Genomic DNA, 19502 nt, shown 5'->3' on the forward strand with positions numbered 1-19502 from the left:
CTATCGCAATCGCTCAATAAATCCAAGTATGACTCAAAATAATTTTGCTTAATCTTTTTACTAGGTGATCTTAAATATAAATTTAAAATCGTGCTGTCAACAATATTTCAATGAACTCGTAAATTCTATTTTTTTAGCTCCACAACTTTCGTTGTTAAAGCGGGTGCAAAAGTAAATAACTTTTTAATTCCTCGCAAGCTTTTTTGAAAATAAATTAAATCTTTTTTTGAAGCTTCAACTCAACTCCCAACTTACTCGAAAACACCTTATTTTAATGAACTTCGCTTATACTTTCTAACTACATCTCTTTCCCTAAGCGGGTGCAAATATAGATAATTATTAATCCTATTTCCAAGCTTTTTATGCCCTTTTTTTGAAAGTATTTGGTAAGCCCTTAAATAACCGACACTTAACCACAAAAAAACTTTTTGATAACATACAAACGCTACTCCTTTTACGGGAATACAAAGCCGATTCACTTAGGTTCACAGTGGGAGTTGTTGAACGTATGACTAGAGCAAAAGCTAACAAAACATGACCCACTCCTATTATATAGAGTATAACTCCTAGAAAAAAACTTGAAAATTAATTATTCATTCAAGAAATAATATGATTTATTCAATACGAGAGCTTCGTTCGTCTTATTAAAGACATCCTTATATATACTTAAAAAATGAGTCCTTATATATAGGTGTATCCAAAACTCATATTAAACACACCAAGCAATCGCGTGAGGGATAGAAGCGGCATCCTCTTAGAGGTACGAAAAGAGATACAGCGTATAGCCCGGCCGATACTGTTTCCTTCAAAAGCAGTATGGGCACGCTATAAAGAAAAAGAAAGACGACATTATATTTTTATTCTATACATTTGACCTGATTTTGTAACTTTATATAAAATATCTAAAACTATGTTTTCAAAAAGTAATAAAAAACCACAACATGAAATTGAACTTGACCAGCATGAATTAATAGAAAATGCGCAAGCTCGAATTAAACAAAAGAAAAGACTGTACTACCACTTTGTAATATTTTTGATTGGAAGCGTGTTTATGATTGTAGCCAACAAATTTCTAAAATACGGAGAGGATTATAATTGGTTTATATGGGGAATTTCATTTTGGAGTTTTTTACTCTTACTTCATTTTATAAATGTTTACTTTGTAGATCCATTTTTAGGAAAAGAATGGGAAAGAAAGCAACGTGAAAAACTAGTTGCAATCCAGAAAAAAAGGATTAATAAAATACAACTAGAAGTAGAGAAAGAATATCCTGAAGATATTGAACCTGAAAATAACATTAATTAATGATTACAATGATAGCTGCGGCAGCAGAAAATAATGCGCTTGGAAAAGATAATGATTTGGTTTGGCACTTACCCGACGATTTTAAAAGATTTAAACGACTCACCACAGGGCATGCAATAATTATGGGACGTAAAACTTTTGAAAGTTTCCCTGCTCCGCTACCAAATAGAAAACATATTATTATTACAAGACAAAAAGATTACAATCCTGGGGATGCTTGTGTTGTTGTTAACACATTACAAGAAGCATTGGCCGAAGCTAAAGACGACGATCAACCTTTTATTATTGGTGGAGGTGAGATTTATAAGCTCGCCATGCCATTTGCTGACAAAATAGAACTTACTCGCGTTCATGGAAAATTTGATGCTGATACTTTTTTCCCTGAAATTGAAGAAGACAAATGGGGACTTATTAATGAGGAGACCTACAAAAAAGACGAGAAACATAACTTCGATTTTACTTACCTAACATATGTTAGGAAATAGCTCCGTAATATTTAAAAGAACTACTAAATCTTCTACTTAAAAAAACGTCAAAAATCTAAATAAGAAATTGTAGCTACATCCCTATAAACTCCCAAGAAAGATTCTAAAACATCAGGGTCTGTATTAGTATAAAAATCTAATACAGGCCTTTTTTTATTATCATTAAGAAAATGCAAGTTATCCAAAATATTCTGGGTCTGCTTTGCTACCGCCTTTCCGGAGTCTATGATATTTACTGAAGGAGGCAGGAATTGTTTAATCTTAGGTATTAGATACGGATAATGCGTGCAGCCCAAAACTAAATGGTCTATATTTTCTGCTATCATAGGCTGCAAATATTCTTGCAACAAGGCATCCATTTCTGGACTCTCTATTTTACCAGCTTCGATAAGCGGCACTAAACCGTCTCCAAATTGCTCGATTACTTTTCGATCTTTAGCATACAATGCAGTCGTTTTTGTAAACAAACTACTTGTTAAAGTTCCACGAGTTGCTAAAACTCCCACTACCCCTGTTGAAGAATTTAATGCTGCAGGTTTTATTGCCGGCTCTATACCAATAAATGGAACATGATAGTTTTCGCGAAGATAGTTTATTGCATTAGTCGTTGCTGTATTACAAGCCACAACAATAATCTTACAACCACGAGATAAAAGGTATTCTGTATTTTTAACGCTTAATGCTAATATATCATTCTGAGTTTTCTCTCCATAAGGAGCATGCTTACTATCTGCTAAATAAATAGTAGACTCATTAGGAAGTAACTCGTGAATTTCTTTCCAAATAGAAGTCCCTCCAATACCAGAATCGAAGATACCTATGGGTTGCGTTTTCATTAATATTATTTAATTGTACCGATTGAGAATAAATATAATCAATTATTGCAGTGATATGAGAATAAAAAATAACTTCTGTATTTATTAGGCATAAAAAAACTGCCTACAGAAATGTAGGCAGTTTTTTATACTTTCTTAATGAAATTAGATTCTTAGAATCCTAATTCCTTTTTTACATCACCGATAATATCAGTTCCTTCAGCAAGAATAACTCCAGCTCCAGGAGATGTATCAAACACATACTGGTATCCTTTTTCTCTTCCTACTTTCTGAATAGCATCATTTGCTTTTTGCATGATTGGCTCTAACAGTTCAAGTTGCTTTTCTTGAAGCTCTTTTTGAGCTTGCTGACGAGCTTGCATAATTGTTTGTTGCATCCCATCTACTTCTTGAGCTCTTTTTTGATTTTCATCTTGAGATTTAGTTGGAGCTTCATTTTTGTATAGCTTCATTTTATTCTCTAACTCTTGGTAGCTTGTTGTAATATCTGCTTGGTAAGTATCACTTAATTTCTTAAGTTCTGCTTGAGCAGTTTTCATAGCTGGCATATCTGCCATTAATTGCTCTACATTAATGTGAGCTATTTTACTCTGTGCTGATGTAAAACTAATTGAACCTACTGCTAATACAACTGCAATTACTAATGTTTTAAAGTGTTTCATGGTTTTTTAAAATTTCTAAAATATTTACTTGTTATTGAATTACTATTCCTCCCCTTCGTTTTCCGTCGTGTTAGAATTATTATTTTCTTGTTTTAATCTTTCTCTTTCTTCGAGCTTGGCTTTTCTTTTTGCCTCTCGCTCTTCCAGCATTTTGGCTCTTCTTTCTTCGTATGCTTTTTTACGAGCTTCAATTTCTTTAAGCTTAGCTTCTCTTCTTGCCTCTACATCATTAGCCATATCTTCTTTTTTCTGCTGATATGCTTCTTCTCTTGCTTTTAACTCAGGATCTACTTCTTCAAATTCATCTAAAGCACTATTAGTATCATTTCTATCACCTTTTTTTCTGGTAACATTAATACTTCTTAGCACCTGCTCACTTATGTCATATCTCTTATCGGAGTACAACATAACAACATCTGCTGATTTATCAAAAACAAAATCATATTTTTTATTAGCAGCAATTTCTTGAACAGCATTAAAAACTTGATCTTGAATAGGCTTTACTAATTGACTCCTTTGGCGAATTAAATCTCCTTGCGGCCCAAATCTATCCTGTTGGTAATCTTTCATCTGACTTTCCAACGCATTAATCTCCTCTTCTCTCTCTTGAATAAGTTCTTTTGTTAAAAGAATTTTTTCAGCATTAAGATCTGCCCACATCTTTTGGATTGTACTTTCTTGATCTTCGGCTTCTAACTTCCATTTCTGTACTTTATTAGCAAGCTGTGTATTGGCCATCTGATACTCTTCTACATTTTGTAAAATGTATTCCATATCTACATATCCAATTCTTACTCCTCGCTGAGCGTCTACAGAAAAAGCTGTTAAAGCTAACAATATTAAAAGAACGTATGTTTTCATCTTTCTGCGTTTTTAATTTCTGAATACGAAGAAAACAAAAATTTATTACTTATCAACCTTTTTCTATGCAATAATAACTAAACATGACTAACATAGAAAATACCGTGCCAAAAATTAAAACTGCTGACCAATAATGAAATGCGTTTGCCATCCACTAGGCTCAATATCTCCTGGAATAGGATCAAACCCATAACCAAAGTCTATTCCTAGTAAACCGAAGGCTGGCATAAATATACGCACCCCAAGTCCTGCAGAACGTTTTAAATCAAACGGATTGTAAGTATTGAAATCGTCATATGCTGCACCCCCTTCTAAGAATGATAACGCATAAATAGACGCTGTTGGCTTCAATGTGATTGGATAACGTAATTCTAACGAGAATTTATTATAAACCGTAGAACCATCTACTCCAGATAACGATTGGTTAGGATATCCTCTCAAAGCAATATTCTCTCTACCATCTAAAGTATAGTTCCCTAAACCATCTCCCCCTAAGAAGAAACGCTCAAAAGGAATCACCCCTCTATCATCATTATAAGCTCCTAAGAAACCAAACTCAACTCCTGTCTTTAAAACTAGTTTTGCTACAAGGTTTGTATACCAGTTTCCACTGAACTTAACTTTATAAAATTCTAACCACTTATATTTTTCTTGATCAATTTTAGGCTGATCTGGAATTATTTCATTTTGAGAATTTGTAGTTTGATACTCTTCATCATCTCCTAAATTGGCATAATCAATTCCATTAAATAATGAGTAAGGAGCTGATAATTTCAAACTAATATTAAATTCTGATCCTGCCATTGGGAAAATAGGATTCACAGAAGTATTATTTCTTGATAACGCTATAGTATATGCTAAGTTATTTGAGTATCCGTCTCCAAATGTAAATAACGAAGTGTTATAATTCTGAAGGTCATAATGCTGGAAACTCAATGCATGAGACAACTGAAAGTAGTTATCTGGCCAGTTTAAACGTTTTGCCAACCCTACTGTTGCTCCAGTAATTACGAAACGTTGATCTTTATCTGCATCTCCTGTTAAAGGATTGTACCTAAATTGTAATGTTCTAGATACTGAAGTAGAAAACTGAACTGGTTTTTTACCTCCCATCCATGGCTCTACAAATGAGAAACTATATGTTTGGAAGTATCTACTGGCTTGCAAACGCAATGATAGTCTTTGACCATCTCCCATCGGAACTGGCTTATATTCTTCTCCTTTAAATATATTTCTGATAGAAAAGTTATTAAAAGAAAGTCCTAATGTACCGATGAAACCACCACCACCATAACCACCTTGTAGCTCGATCTGGCTAGATCCTTTTTCAACAACACTATAGTTAATACCTACAGTTCCTGTTTGTGGATTTGGATCTAAGATTTCTGGATTTATACTTTCAGGATCAAAATAACCTAGCTGTCCTAATTCTCGAATAGTTCTTACAACATTATCTTTTGAATAAAGTTGCCCTGGCTTAGTTCTTAACTCTCTATAAATTACGTGGTCATTAGTTTTATCATTTCCAGAAACCGTTACATTCTCAAAGTATGCTAGTTTACCTTCAATAATTCTAACTTCAAAATCTATGGTATCATTCTTTGCAGAAACTTCTACAGGATTTATCTGAGAGAATAAATATCCATTATTCTGATATAAATTGGTAATATCTTGCCCATCTGGTTTAGTTTGATCAGCAATACGTTTGTCAAATAATACACCATTATATACATCTCCTTGTTTTAAACCAAGAACTCTGCTTAATTGCTCATCTGTATATGCTGCATTTCCTACGAAATCAATTTTTCCGAAGTAATACTTATTTCCTTCTTCTAAATCTATTTGGATATCTATCGTATTATCTTCATTATAAATAATTGAATCTTTTGTAACACGAGCATCTCTATAACCTCTTTCTTTGTATGCATCTACAATAGAAGTAAGGTCTGTTTGATAATCTTCTGGGATGAATTTAGATTTCTTCCAAAAGCGACCAAAGAATTTCTCTTTAGTATTCTTCATGGCTTTTTTAAGCTTCTTGTCAGACAGCTTCTCATTACCATTAAAATTAATATCTTGAATCTTAACTTTCTCACCTCTATCTATACCTACTACCATTTTAACAGCATTAGCTTCTGTAGTATCCGCTATGGTATTGATATTTACTTTTGTATTTAGGTACCCTTCTTTTTTGTATTTATTTACAAGGTAATTTCTTGTATTAGAAATAAAACTTTCTGTTACTTTCTTACCCTTTTTAAGATCGGCATCTTTCTCTATATCGTCGATCTTCTTTTTCTTTATTCCAGTGATTCTAACATCAGAAAGCGTAGGAAGCTCTTTTACATTCAGTTCTAAAAAGATTTTATTTCCTTGAACTTTTGTCTTATAAATATTAATATCACTAAAGAGGTTTAGACTCCAAAGCTTATTAATTACTTCACTTATTTCTTCACCAGGAACTGTAATTGCTTGTCCATTTCTTAAGCCTGTGTAGGTTATAACGGTTTGCTCATTAAAGCTTTTTACTCCTGTTACTTCTATTCCCCCTAGAATGTATTCTTCTCCTTTATCGAAAGTAGTCTCCTGAGCACTAGCATTTTTAGCAAAAGATAGTAATAGTATTAATACACCCAAATATCGTGTCAACATGATATTCTTAGTTAAGTTGTTCGCTTGTCTTTCCAAATCTCCGTTCTCTGTTTTGATAGTTTATTATTGCTTCCCACAAGTGCTCTTTGGTAAAATCTGGCCAAAGAGTTTTTGTAAAATACAACTCAGCATAGGCTATTTGCCATAGTAAAAAATTACTAATTCTGTGTTCCCCACTTGTCCTAATAAGGAGGTCCACATCTGGCAAATCTTGCGTGTAAAGATGATTATTTATTATTGATTCGTCAATAGAATCTATAGAAATTATATTATTTTTAACTTTAGTACAAAGCTGTACCACAGCATTTTTAAGCTCTTCTCTTGCTCCATAGCTCAAAGCTAAGGTGAGCGTCATACGTGTATTACTCTTTGTTTTCTCCATTACTTCGAGTAATTCTTTACGTGCTTTTTTAGGCAAAGTTTCTAGTGTACCTATTGCTTTTAGCCTAATATTATTTTCAACAAGAGTATGTAATTCTTTCTTTAAAGAAGAAACTAGTAGCTTCATAAGGGTCTCCACCTCTAGTTTTGGTCGATTCCAATTTTCAGTAGAAAAAGCATAAAGTGTTAAGTTTTCAACTCCCAACTTCGCGCTACCTTCTATAACTTCTTTGACGGCTTTAGCTCCATTTTCATGTCCAAAAACTCTCAGCTTCCCTTTTTGCTTAGCCCATCTACCATTACCATCCATAATAATGGCAATATGTTTAGGTAGATTTTCTTTATTAATTAACTCTTCATTCATTTCTCACTAATCATAACAACTATAGCATGGCCTTTTCCCAAAAGTATACGTTAATGTTACTCCTGAAAACACGTACCAATCATCGCTATATTGACTTCCGAACTCCACAATCGTCGATGTTGGTGGATCTATTGGATTACTTCCGTCTAAATTATCGGTAAATGTATAACGAGCTCCAACTTCTGCAGCTAGAACAAAACGTTTACTAATTTTCCCTTTTATCCCTAAAATCATAGGGATTGCAAATGTAGCTTTATTTTTTGATACATCAGCATCACCAGTCGAAGGAGTTGGTGTTCTTGTAGTGTAATATAAATCCTTATATCTAGTATATGCAACACCACTATATATATATGGTGTAACAGATTTTGAAAATTCGGATAAATCAAACTCTAAAAAATTGAACTCCATTCCTAGCGAACCCTCCAAAATTTTATTAGAAAAATTATACCCCCGAGACTGCCTTGCAGAATTATCAGAATCTAAATCTGATGCATGTAAAGTAGAATATGTAAAAGACGCTCTATAAGCATAACGCTTACTAATATTCCATTTAAAAACACCTCCAGCAGCAAGACTATTTGGTCTTACATACCAAGAAGATCCTACATCTCCTATGTAATTACTTCCACCAACAAAGGCCCCTACCTCAAACATCTGAGCATAAGACATTGTTGATGCCAACATAAATATTATGGTTAAGATTCTAAAATTCATAGCTTTCAAAGTTTGCAAATATATACAATATGATATTTTTTGGGTAATATCGTTTAAATGAATGTGCTTTTAAAACAAAAATTGTGAGGTTTTATTGCTTCCGCAGTTTATATTACATGTATTTTTAGCCATAAATATCAAATCAAACTAGCGTTTTTTAGATACTCATTAGCAATCCATTGGGAACAATTAATCTTAATTACGCTTATCTTCTCCCCACAACAGCTTATTACGGAGTGTGATTAAAAAACTCTCTTCTTTAAGGTCTACTAATTTAATTGTAAAAGGTGCTCTCTCTATAAAAACCTCAGTATCATTATCTAAAGTTGCTAACCTAGAATCTAAAGACACTAAGAACGTATCCTCTCTCCCAGAAACCTTTAGTCTAATTTTAGTTTTATCAGGAATAACCAATGGCCGTGCATTTAAATTATGAGGCGCTATTGGCGTTAACACCAAAGCATCTGTACTAGGCGCAATTACAGGTCCATTACAACTCAAGGAATATCCTGTAGAACCTGTTGGCGTCGCTACAATAAGTCCGTCCGCCCAATAAGACGTGAGATATTCTCCATCCAACCAAGTAGCAATCGTTATCATCGAGGTTGTATTTTTCCTACTTACCGCGATTTCATTAAGAGCAAAATTAACTTCTGTTTGCTCTTCCATATTACAGTTGGCAGCAGTAATCTGGAGCAAAGCTCTATTTTTCACTTCAAAACCATTTCTTAACACCTCTTCAATAGCAGCTTCAATATTTTCCTTTTGTACCGTAGCAAGAAAACCTAGTCTCCCTGTATTTATCCCTAAAATCGGAATATCTAAATCGCGAACAAAAAGAACAGTTCTAAGCATTGTACCGTCTCCCCCTACGCTTAAAAAAATATCAAAAGTATCATCAAGATCTTCGAATGAAGAAAATGTTTTATAAGGATTAGTGATTCCTAGCGGCTCTTTTATCTGAAGCAAATATTCACTTTCCAAATACACATCAGCGCTATTTCTTTCAAGCACTTCCAACAATTTAAGAATGTATTCTTCTGAATCTTCTTTATAATATTGACCGTAAATACAAACTTTCATTCGCTATTTTTTATTACTGAAAAATTAACTAACTCACCCTTTATAAAAGGATTGATAATTAGTATTAAATCTTTAAAAATCTGTCTAAATAATTTGATCGCTCTTTCAAACCTTCAATATAAGAGTCCTCTTCATTACCAGAAACAACATTATAACTGTATCTTCTAAAGGTTTGAATAATCTCATTTAATCCAGTATTCCCAATTTTCATTGTTATTTGAGTTACTTCTCCTTGGTCATCAGAAATAAAAGCACCTAATAATTTCCCATCATTACTTTCTACAATCTGAGACACTTCACTAAAAGAATAATCTGCATTCCCTTTTTCTACAATCAATATCCCTCCAGGTTCATTTAAAAAAGGAGTTTCTTTAAACAAACTCATTATATCTATCAACTCGTAATAACCAATATATTCATTGTTTTCATTTAAAATTGGCAATACGTTCGTATTGAACTTCGCAAATGCCTCTAAAACATCCAACCAATTTGTTTCTTTTCGCACAAAGAAAACATCCAAAGCATAAAGATAATCACTCACTTTACTTTCAGCATCAAATCCCTGTACATCATCTTCAGAAATGTTCCCTACCAGCATATTATCTTCTACAACAGGAATATGGGTATTTGTACAATCTGAAAACATTCCTCTCACCATTTTTACCGGATAATTAGGTAATAACGGAAGGATATCATTATTTATATAAGAATGTAAATTCATAACAAGCCTATTTCTATTGCAAATTAATCAATTTCTATTACAATAACATAGCCTTTATGCACTAAGTAATATTTTAAAGTGTCTATTCATTTATAAATAAGGCAGACACTCTCTTTTATAGTTTTAAGTTTGTTATAGCCTACTTTAGGTCGTATTTTTGTAGCACTAATAATCGATTTTTTTATACTTATGACAAAACTTAGTGTTAATATAAATAAAATTGCCACCCTTAGAAATTCAAGAGGCGGTAATGTTCCTAACTTATTAAAAGTAGCTAAAGACATTCAAGAATTTGGCGGAGAAGGAATTACAATTCACCCAAGACCAGACGAACGTCACATTAGATACCAAGACGCCAGAGACCTTCCCAGCGTAGTGACTACGGAATATAATATTGAAGGAAATCCTATTAAGAGTTTTATGGACTTGGTATTAGAAGTTAAGCCTACACAGGTAACTTTAGTTCCAGATGCAGTAGACGCAATCACCTCTAATGCTGGATGGGACACCATTAAACATAAAGATTTTTTAGTTGATATTATTGCTGAATTTAAAGCAAACAATATTCGCACTTCTATTTTTGTAGATCCAGTTTCTAAAATGGTTGAAGGAGCAGCAGAAACTGGCACCGATAGAATTGAACTCTACACAGAAGCCTTTGCTAGTGAGTTTGAAAAAGGAAATAAAGCAGGTATAAATCCATACATTGAAGCTGCTAATGTTGCTACTAAAGTTGGATTAGGGATAAATGCGGGCCATGATTTAAATCTTGAAAACACTGCTTTTTTCAAACAAAACATTCCAAATCTTTTAGAGGTTTCTATAGGTCATGCGCTAATTGCGGAATCACTTTATTTAGGACTAGAGAATGTAGTACAAATGTATTTACAGAAACTTAAATAAGAAGCTAGCGGATTAGCTTTTCAACTTTATATTTTTAACTTTTTTCAACTTCATTATGAATATACTTACATCTAAAATTATAGGCTCAGGAGAACCTCTTCTTATCCTACATGGTTTCTTAGGAATGTCTGATAACTGGAAAACTTTAGGTAAAAAATATGCAGATGAAGGTTTTGAAGTTCATCTTCTCGATTTAAGAAACCACGGAAAGAGCTTCCATTCTGATGATTTTTCTTACGAACTCATGGTTGAAGATGTTGTTAAATATACTACATCAAAAAATCTATCACAAGTAAACATTATCGGTCATTCCATGGGTGGTAAAGTTGCCATGTTATTAGCTGTATCCCATCCAGATGTTGTAAAGAGACTCTTAATTGCAGACATTGCTCCAAAATATTACCCTCCACACCATCAAACTATTATAAACGGGTTAAAGTCTTTAGATTTCAACAAGATCACCACCCGAACAGAAGCAGACGAAGCACTCTCTAATTATATTAATGATTGGGGAACACGCCAATTCTTGCTTAAAAACTTGTATTGGAAAACAAAAGACAAACTCGCCTTTAGATTCAATCTTCCAGTATTAGAAAATGCTCAAGAAGAAATTGGAGAAGCACTTCCGGCACAAAAAACTTTTGATGGTAAGACTTTATTTTTAAGAGGATCAAAATCAGAATATATCTCTCCTAATGATAAAGATCTCATAAAAACACATTTTCCTATTGCAAATCTAGAAACTATAGACAATGCTGGACATTGGCTTCATGCCGAGAATCCAAAGCAATTTTTCGAAAAATCCATCTCTTTTCTACAGCATTAAATGTTAATTTTTTAACGATTTTGAAATATGAAGCCTCTCAAAATTGCATATGAATAATATTGTATTAAATTTGAAGAGCTAATATTCATAATTCTAAATTAACAAATAAATGAAAAAACTTACGCTTTTGGCGATGGTGTTGCTTACTAGTGCCTTAACTTATGCAGGAGGTTACCGTATCTCCCTGCAAGGGCAGAAGCAACTTGCCATGGGACATACTGGAGTAGCTGTACTTAACTCTTCAGAATTGGTGTTTTTTAACCCCGCTGGACTTACTTTTTTAAATGAAAGATTCACTGTTAGTGGTGGCGCTAATGCGGTATTCGCCAATATTAGTTTCCAAAACGAACAATACGGATGGTCTACAGAAGCAGACAATCCTGTATCTACTCCTTTCAATGTTTATGCAGCCTATAAAATTAACGATTGGGCAAGTGTTGGTCTAGGGATTTACACTCCTTATGGAAGTGGTGTTGAATACCCTACAGACTGGGAAGGTTCTCACTTAATAAACGATATTAGCCTACAGGCTATATTTATCCAACCTACATTATCTATTAAAATAAACGATAAAGTTAGTATTGGTGGTGGACCGATTTACGCTACTGGAGCTGTTAATTTCAACAGAAATATAGACAGAACAACTTCTAACCTAGAAGGAGAAAGAACTAATGTAACTATTGATAAAAGCGGAATTACTGCTTGGGGGTATAACTTAGGACTAATGGTTAGACCTACAAATGAGTTTACGCTGGGTATTAATTACCGTTCAGAAATAGAAATGAATGCAGAAAACGGAGAAGCAGATTTCCAAAATGTTCCGTCTGGAGCAAACCTAAATGGAGAATTTGACAATGTTACTTTTAACGCTGCTTTACCGCTACCTGCAGAATTAACTGTTGGAGCATCATACGCTATCACAGAGAAATGGTTAGTTGCTTTTGATTATAATCGCGCTTACTGGAGTTCTTACGAAGCTTTAGATGTGATTTTCAGCAACGGGCAAGAATCTCTAAATCCTCGTAACTACAAAAATGCTTCTACCTATAGATTTGGTTTACAGTACGCTGCCACTAACCGTTTCATACTAAGAGGAGGTTATTATTTCGATGAATCTCCTGTTCAAGCAGGATATTTCGCTCCGGAAACTCCTAGAAATGATTCTAATAATTTCACTGGAGGATTCTCTTTTAAAGTAAGTGAACGTTTCGCAATAGATGCTTCTTTCTTATATATCCACTTTGATGAAGTTGATGAGTCTTACGACTATTACCAAGAAAACGGACAAAATGTTCCTTTTGAAGGTACCTACAAGAACAACGCTTTTGTTCCTGGTTTAGGAGTTACTTACGGATTTTAATTAACGCTAACTATTAAGAAAATGAAAAAAATACTATATATCTCTCTTGCTGCAGCCGCAATTACCGGATGTCAACCTGAATTTAACGATCCAGTTGATGAGCAAGGTTTTTACACAAACGGCGATGCCGATTTCTCTAACTTTGTTTCGGTTGGTAACTCTCTAACAGCAGGATATGCAGATGGATCTCTATACTTAAACGGACAACAAAATTCTTTTCCAAACATGCTTGCTACACAATTTAAGCATGTTGGAGGTGGTGATTTCACACAACCACTTGTAAACGACAACCTTGGTGGTTTACTTGCTGGAGGCGAAGAAATTGCAGACAACCGTCGCGTTATTGTTATTGGAGCAGACGGAAGTCAAACTCCACAAATTTTAGAAGGCACTCCTACTACAGATATCACCAATGTATTAGAAGGACCATTTAATAATATGGGTGTTCCTGGTTCTAAAGTTTACCATTTATCCCTTGCTGGATACGGGAACATTGCAAACCTTTCTTTAGGAGCTGCCAATCCTTATTTCGTAAGAATGGCTAGTTCTCCAGACGTTTCTGTAATTGAAGACGCAGCTTCTCAAAACCCAACTTTCTTTTCTCTATGGATAGGAAATAACGATATCTTAGGATACGCTACTACGGGCGGTGTTGGTGTAGATCAAACAGGAAACATAGACCCACGCACATATGGAGGTAATGATATTACAGACCCTAATGTCTTTGCGGCTTCTTACAACACATTACTAGAAAAGCTAACTGAAAATGGAGCAAAAGGTGTGGTTGCAAACATTCCAGATGTAACAACAATTCCTTACTTCACAACAGTTCCTTACAATCCAGTACCATTAGATGAGGCAACTGCAACTTCATTAAACACGCAATTAATTGGGCCTCTAAAACAAATTCTTACAGCTTTTGGGCAAGGAGATAGAGTTGTATTATTACAACCAGGAGCAAATCCATTAATGATAAAAGATAAAGATTTAACAGATTTATCTGCACAATTAAACGCAGCATTACAGGCAAATGGAATCCCTGCACAGCAAGCTGCTCTTATGGCTTCGCTTTACGGACAAGCTAGACACGCTACCGCAGAAGATTTAGTTACTTTACCTACTTCTTCTTTAATAGGAACAGCACAAGCTGGAATCCCAGAACCATTTAATAATATAGGGGTGACATACCCATTACAAGATGAAAGCGTTCTAATTCCTAGCGAGCAAGCTAATATCGCTACTGCGCAAACAGCATATAATGCAACTATAGAAGGATTAGCAACTCAATACGATTTAGCTTTTGTTGATGCAGAAGCATTAATGACACAATTAGCTAATGGAGGTATTTCTTTTGACGGAGGAAACATTACTAATACATTTGCAACAGGTGGTGCATTTTCTTTAGACGGTGTTCACCCTACACAACGTGGTTACGCTGTACTTGCAAATAATATGATTAGTGTAATCAATCAAAAATACAATGCAACTGTTCCTTCATTAAATCCTGGAGCATATCCAACAATTTTTGTTGAATAGGTAAACATTAAAATATATTAAGTTTCTAAAGCGCTTGTTACAGACAAGCGCTTTTTTTATATCTTTAATACATAACAACTTAAAATAGACACATGAAATTTATAATTAGAATCTTATTAACTGCTATTTCTGTAGTTATATTAGCAAAAATTCTTCCTGGAGTGGGAGTCGAAAGTTACGGAACAGCAATTATTGTAGCTGCAGTACTGGCATTACTAAATTTTATCGTAAGACCAGTTTTAGTAATTTTGACACTTCCAGTAACCATTATCACACTCGGTTTATTCTTAATAATAATCAATGGTATTATAATATTATTAGCAGATTACTTTATAAGTGGGTTTACTGTTGAAAATATATGGTGGGCACTATTATTCAGCTTATTACTATCAATTTTACAATCCATTTTCGAGTCATTAGCGGGAGCAGAATAATTACATAAAAAATACACTTTCTATCAAAAATCTAATTTCACCTTCATTTTTGATAGAAAGTTCAACTTCAGAAATCATAAATATTTTATAAAATAAAGCACTTCAGAAGCTATTAATCGTTATTTCGACGCCTATTTAAAGGGCTATAACACCATCTTATGATGTAAAATTCAATAATTTGTGTTTCAGCTTTTTAAAAACTTGGTTAGCTTTTGAAAATGTTTTACTTTTGCATGCCCATTTACGGGCTATTAAATATTTTTTGAGAATGGATATCACAAGAGATCAAATTGACGATTTAAACGCAATAGTAAAAGTTGCTATTACAAAAGAAGATTACAGCGATAAAGTAGATAAAATTTTAACTGACTACCGCAAAACGGCAAACATTCCTGGTTTTAGAAAAGGACATGTTCCTATGGGGTTAGTAAAAAAACAGTATGGTAAAGCTGTTTTAGTAGATGAGGTAAATAAACTTTTACAAGACTCTCTAAACAAGTACCTAACTGAAGAAAAATTAGACGTGCTTGGAAATCCACTTCCAAAAGCTCAGGATGATTTAGATTGGGACGCTGAAGATTTTTCTTTTGAATTTGAATTAGGTCTTGCTCCTGCTTTTGATGTTGACTTAAAAACTAAAAAAGCAATTACACAATATCATATCATTGCCGACGATAAAATGATCGACGAGCAAGTAGAAAGAATTGCAAAACAATACGGTAAACTAGTTTCTCAAGACGAAGTTACTGAAGAAAGTGAAGTTACAGGAGTTTTCAAAAATGAAGAAAGAGAACTTGAAAATGAAGTTACACTTACTTTAGATAAAGTTAAAGGAAAAAGAAACCTAAACAAATTTGTTGGAGCTAAAGCTGGAGACACGCTAGAGCTTAAAACAAAAGGACTTTTTAATGATGATCATGATTTAATCAACTTCTTAAAAGTTGAACATGATGAGGCTCACGACTTAGATATCGAAGTTACTTTCACTATCAAAGAAGCTAACTTAAGAGAAGCTGCAGAATTAAACCAAGAGTTATTCGACAAGCTTTTTGGAGAAGGTGTTGTTACTTCGGAAGAAGAAATGAGAGCTAAAATTAAAGAAGATGCTGAAAAGCAATTTGCTCAACAAGCAGACCAAAGACTTCTTAACGACATTACAGAACACCTAGTTGAAAACACTAAATTCGATCTTCCAGCAGAATTCCTAACAAAATGGATTCAAGCTACAGGAGAGAACAACCTTACAGATGAGCAAGCAAGTGAAGAGTATGCTAAGTCTGAAAAAGGATTGAGATATCAACTTATAGAAGGTAAAATCATTAACAACAATGATCTTCAAGTAAGTTATGACGAATTGAAAGAATTTGCTAAGAAATATGTTCGTATGCAAATGGCTCAATTTGGACAACAAGATCCTGATGAAGAAGTATTAGAGAATATTTCTGGTCGTGTTCTTTCTAACCAAGAAGAAGCTAAAAGATTATCTGAACAGATAATGAGCGAAAAATTAGTGAATCTATACAAAGAGAAAGCGAATTTAAAGACTAAAGAAGTAACATACGAAAACTTTGTTAAAGAAGTTTACGAATAAAACCTTCTAAAATAATTTAAGTATCTTTAAGGCGTTAAACTGTAAGTTTTAACGCCTTTTTACGTACTAAAAAAACAGTAATTAAAATTTATGAATTTCGAAAAAGAATTTAAGGCATTTGCCACAAAAGATAGAGGTGTAAATAGCATGTATTACGATAAAATTGTAAGCGCTATGACTCCAGTGGGACTTACTCCAAATATTATAGAAGAACGTCAATTAAACGCTGTTTCAATGGATGTTTTTTCTAGATTAATGATGGACAGAATCATTTTTATGGGAACTGGCATCAACGATCAAGTTGCAAACATTATCCAAGCTCAACTATTATTTTTAGAAAGTGCAGATGCATCTAAAGATATTCAGATTTATATCAATTCTCCAGGAGGAAGTGTTTACGCTGGTCTTGGAATTTATGATACTATGCAATATATCAAGCCAGATGTAGCTACAATCTGTACAGGAATGGCTGCTTCTATGGGCGCTGTATTATTATGTGCTGGAGAAAAAGGAAAACGTTCTGCTCTACCTCATAGCCGTGTTATGATCCACCAACCTTTAGGAGGTGCTCAAGGACAAGCTAGTGATATTGAAATTACAGCACGTGAGATCCTTAAGTTAAAAGGAGAATTATATGAGATAATCGCAAAACACTCTGGACAATCTATGGATAAAGTTACAGAAGATAGTGATCGTGATTACTGGATGAAAGCTGAAGAAGCTAAAGCCTATGGAATGATTGATGAAGTATTAGTAAGAAATAGCTAGTTTTTAAAAATCTAAGCAACAAGCATAGACAAATATTTAAAGACTATTTTTAAATAGAAAATACCAAGATTGTATTTTCACAAAAGAAACACAATGGCGAAAGAAGATTTAGAATGTTCATTTTGTGGTCGTAAAAAGCCGGAAACTAGCTTGCTTATTGCAGGTTTAGATGCCCATATTTGCGATCGCTGTATTGAGCAGGCACATGGAATAGTTATAGAAGAATCGCAACAATCTAAGAATACCGAATTATCCTCTGAATTGGTTTTAAAAAAACCAGCTGAGATTAAATCTTATTTAGATCAATATATTATTGGTCAAGATGCTACCAAAAAGGTAATGTCGGTTGCTGTATACAACCACTACAAAAGATTACTTCAGCCGGCATCTCAAGATGATATTGAGATCCAAAAGAGTAACATTATCATGGTTGGACAAACTGGAACTGGAAAAACACTTATGGCAAAAACAATTGCCAAGATGTTGAATGTTCCGTTGGCAATTGTAGATGCTACTGTACTTACAGAAGCAGGTTATGTTGGTGAAGATGTAGAAAGTATCTTAACAAGATTACTGCAAGCTGCAGACTACAACTTAGAAAAAGCAGAAAGAGGAATTGTTTTTATTGATGAAATCGATAAGATTGCTCGTAAAAGCGATAATCCATCTATCACAAGAGATGTTTCTGGAGAAGGAGTACAACAAGCTTTACTAAAACTTTTAGAAGGAACCGTAGTTAATGTTCCACCAAAAGGAGGAAGAAAGCATCCAGATCAAAAGTTTATTGAAGTGAATACTGAAAACATTTTATTTGTTGCCGGTGGTGCTTTTGACGGAATAAACAGACATATCTCTAAGCGTTTGAATATGCAAGCTGTAGGTTACAGTGTTGCTAAAAAAGACATGGTAGATAGAGATAACTTATTACAATATGTTATTCCAAAGGATTTAAAAGAGTTCGGATTAATCCCTGAGATTATAGGGAGACTTCCAGCACTTACCTACATGGAACCATTAGATGCTAAAACATTAAGATCGATTCTTACTGATCCTAAAAATGCTATTATTAAGCAGTACACAAAACTGTTTGAAATGGATGATATCGAATTTAAAGTTAATGATGAAGCTTTAGATTTTATTGTTGAAAAAGCTATTGAATACGAATTGGGAGCTAGAGGATTAAGATCTTTATGCGAATCTATTCTTACCGATGCAATGTTTGACCTTCCTAGTTCAGAAGAAAAAGAACTTGTAGTTGATAAAGAATATGTTGAGCAGAAATTAAATAAGACTGCTGTAAACAAATTAAAAGCAGCTTCTTAAAGTAGAAATCTCCATATTAAGTAAACAATCAAGCCTCCTCAATGGAGGCTTGATTGTTTTATTGATTTAAAAAATATATCTTGTGCTATAACTTTACAACGATTTGGGAACAACTAGCATAAATAATTCTTTTTTTATTCAACAACTGAAAAAAGGTAAGGAAACTGCTTATGAAGCCCTTTTCAATCTATACTTCAAAAAATTACACTATTTTTCATGCCAGTACATCAACAATGATGAAGACGCTAATGAGATCGTTCAGAACACATTCTACAAGCTCTGGAAAAAAAGGCATAAACTCTCTACTGACATCAATTTAAACGCATATCTTTTTGCTATTGTAAAGAATGAATGCTTAGATTATTTAAAACATCAGAAAATAAAAAGTCAGTATAAAAATCAAATTGAAAGTGAGATAAACCTCATCAATCAAGAGTCATTACAGGACAACCCGAGCCTATTACTCATTGAAAAAGAATTACACGATAAGGTAAACCAATTAATTGAACAACTCCCTCCTGTCTGCAAAGATATATTTATTAAAAGCCGCTTTAATGGTCTCAAACATAAAGAAATCGCAGAAGAATTAAGTATATCACAAAAAACTGTAGAAGCACAAATTACAAAAGCTTTAAAGTTTTTAAGACATGAACTACAAGAATACATGGGCTTCTTTCTATGAAGCTAAAGCCT

General features: G+C 33.7%; 19 protein-coding genes. 11 read left to right on the forward strand and 8 right to left on the reverse strand.

What is annotated here, in order from left to right; translation table 11 throughout:
• The first annotated feature begins 910 nt into the window (after positions 1–910).
• Positions 911–1306, forward strand: coding sequence for a 2TM domain-containing protein (locus ACN0TY_RS00005; RefSeq protein WP_417442887.1), 396 nt, complete (start codon positions 911–913; stop codon positions 1304–1306).
• The gene (locus tag ACN0TY_RS00010; RefSeq protein ID WP_417442888.1) at positions 1306–1791 is read left to right on the forward strand and encodes a dihydrofolate reductase; all 486 of its coding nucleotides are present in this window, start codon (positions 1306–1308) and stop codon (positions 1789–1791) included. The genes ACN0TY_RS00005 and ACN0TY_RS00010 overlap by 1 nt, the downstream gene beginning before the upstream one ends.
• A 47-nt stretch (positions 1792–1838) precedes the next feature.
• Here ACN0TY_RS00010 and murI read toward each other — a convergent pair whose 3' ends face one another.
• From murI to ACN0TY_RS00050, 8 genes are all read right to left on the reverse strand, one after another.
• A complete protein-coding gene (gene murI / locus ACN0TY_RS00015) occupies positions 1839–2627 on the reverse strand; it encodes a glutamate racemase (protein ID WP_417442889.1) in 789 nt (262 codons plus the stop codon).
• A gap of 152 nt (positions 2628–2779) precedes the next feature.
• A complete protein-coding gene (locus ACN0TY_RS00020) occupies positions 2780–3289 on the reverse strand; it encodes an OmpH family outer membrane protein (protein WP_417442890.1) in 510 nt (169 codons plus the stop codon).
• Positions 3290–3331: 42 nt separating this feature from the next.
• On the reverse strand, positions 3332–4150 hold the full coding sequence (locus ACN0TY_RS00025) for an OmpH family outer membrane protein (protein WP_417442891.1): 819 nt from the start codon (positions 4148–4150) through the stop codon (positions 3332–3334).
• Positions 4151–4264: 114 nt separating this feature from the next.
• Positions 4265–6802, reverse strand: a complete 2538-nt coding sequence (gene bamA / locus ACN0TY_RS00030; RefSeq protein ID WP_417442892.1) for an outer membrane protein assembly factor BamA — start codon at positions 6800–6802, stop codon at positions 4265–4267.
• A 7-nt stretch (positions 6803–6809) separates the two neighbouring features.
• On the reverse strand, positions 6810–7547 hold the full coding sequence (locus tag ACN0TY_RS00035) for an isoprenyl transferase (RefSeq protein ID WP_236959329.1): 738 nt from the start codon (positions 7545–7547) through the stop codon (positions 6810–6812).
• Between the two features lie 6 nt (positions 7548–7553).
• Positions 7554–8264, reverse strand: coding sequence for a DUF6089 family protein (locus ACN0TY_RS00040; RefSeq protein WP_417442893.1), 711 nt, complete (start codon positions 8262–8264; stop codon positions 7554–7556).
• 195 nt (positions 8265–8459) lie between these two features.
• Positions 8460–9347 carry an NAD kinase gene (locus tag ACN0TY_RS00045; protein ID WP_417442894.1) on the reverse strand — a complete coding sequence of 296 codons (888 nt, stop codon included), beginning with the start codon at positions 9345–9347 and terminating at the stop codon, positions 8460–8462.
• Between the two features lie 64 nt (positions 9348–9411).
• Positions 9412–10068, reverse strand: a complete 657-nt coding sequence (locus ACN0TY_RS00050; protein ID WP_236959332.1) for a CBS domain-containing protein — start codon at positions 10066–10068, stop codon at positions 9412–9414.
• 189 nt (positions 10069–10257) lie between these two features.
• Here ACN0TY_RS00050 and ACN0TY_RS00055 point away from each other — a divergent pair, with 189 nt between their 5' ends.
• The 9 genes from ACN0TY_RS00055 to ACN0TY_RS00095 all read left to right on the forward strand — a co-directional run bounded on the left by ACN0TY_RS00055 (position 10258) and on the right by ACN0TY_RS00095 (position 19491).
• Positions 10258–10971: a pyridoxine 5'-phosphate synthase gene (locus ACN0TY_RS00055; protein ID WP_236959333.1), complete on the forward strand. Its 714-nt coding sequence runs from the start codon at positions 10258–10260 to the stop codon at positions 10969–10971.
• A 55-nt stretch (positions 10972–11026) separates the two neighbouring features.
• Positions 11027–11797 carry an alpha/beta fold hydrolase gene (locus tag ACN0TY_RS00060; RefSeq protein ID WP_417442895.1) on the forward strand — a complete coding sequence of 257 codons (771 nt, stop codon included), beginning with the start codon at positions 11027–11029 and terminating at the stop codon, positions 11795–11797.
• 109 nt (positions 11798–11906) lie between these two features.
• Positions 11907–13157 carry an OmpP1/FadL family transporter gene (locus ACN0TY_RS00065; RefSeq protein WP_417442896.1) on the forward strand — a complete coding sequence of 417 codons (1251 nt, stop codon included), beginning with the start codon at positions 11907–11909 and terminating at the stop codon, positions 13155–13157.
• 21 nt (positions 13158–13178) lie between these two features.
• Positions 13179–14693, forward strand: coding sequence for a G-D-S-L family lipolytic protein (locus ACN0TY_RS00070; protein WP_417442897.1), 1515 nt, complete (start codon positions 13179–13181; stop codon positions 14691–14693).
• A 92-nt stretch (positions 14694–14785) separates the two neighbouring features.
• Positions 14786–15127: a phage holin family protein gene (locus ACN0TY_RS00075; RefSeq protein ID WP_236959337.1), complete on the forward strand. Its 342-nt coding sequence runs from the start codon at positions 14786–14788 to the stop codon at positions 15125–15127.
• Positions 15128–15395: 268 nt separating this feature from the next.
• Complete coding sequence (gene tig / locus ACN0TY_RS00080; protein WP_417442898.1) at positions 15396–16718, forward strand: trigger factor; 1323 nt, start codon at positions 15396–15398, stop codon at positions 16716–16718.
• A gap of 90 nt (positions 16719–16808) precedes the next feature.
• Entirely contained in the window at positions 16809–17486 is a 678-nt protein-coding gene (gene clpP / locus ACN0TY_RS00085; RefSeq protein WP_262911755.1) for an ATP-dependent Clp endopeptidase proteolytic subunit ClpP, read from the forward strand.
• A gap of 93 nt (positions 17487–17579) precedes the next feature.
• Entirely contained in the window at positions 17580–18809 is a 1230-nt protein-coding gene (gene clpX, locus ACN0TY_RS00090; protein ID WP_236959339.1) for an ATP-dependent Clp protease ATP-binding subunit ClpX, read from the forward strand.
• 103 nt (positions 18810–18912) lie between these two features.
• Entirely contained in the window at positions 18913–19491 is a 579-nt protein-coding gene (locus ACN0TY_RS00095) for an RNA polymerase sigma-70 factor (protein ID WP_417442899.1), read from the forward strand.
• Positions 19492–19502: the final 11 nt, after the last annotated feature.

It is taken from the genome of Joostella sp., assembly GCF_048266025.1.
GTDB classification, from domain to species: domain Bacteria; phylum Bacteroidota; class Bacteroidia; order Flavobacteriales; family Flavobacteriaceae; genus Galbibacter; species Galbibacter atrarenae.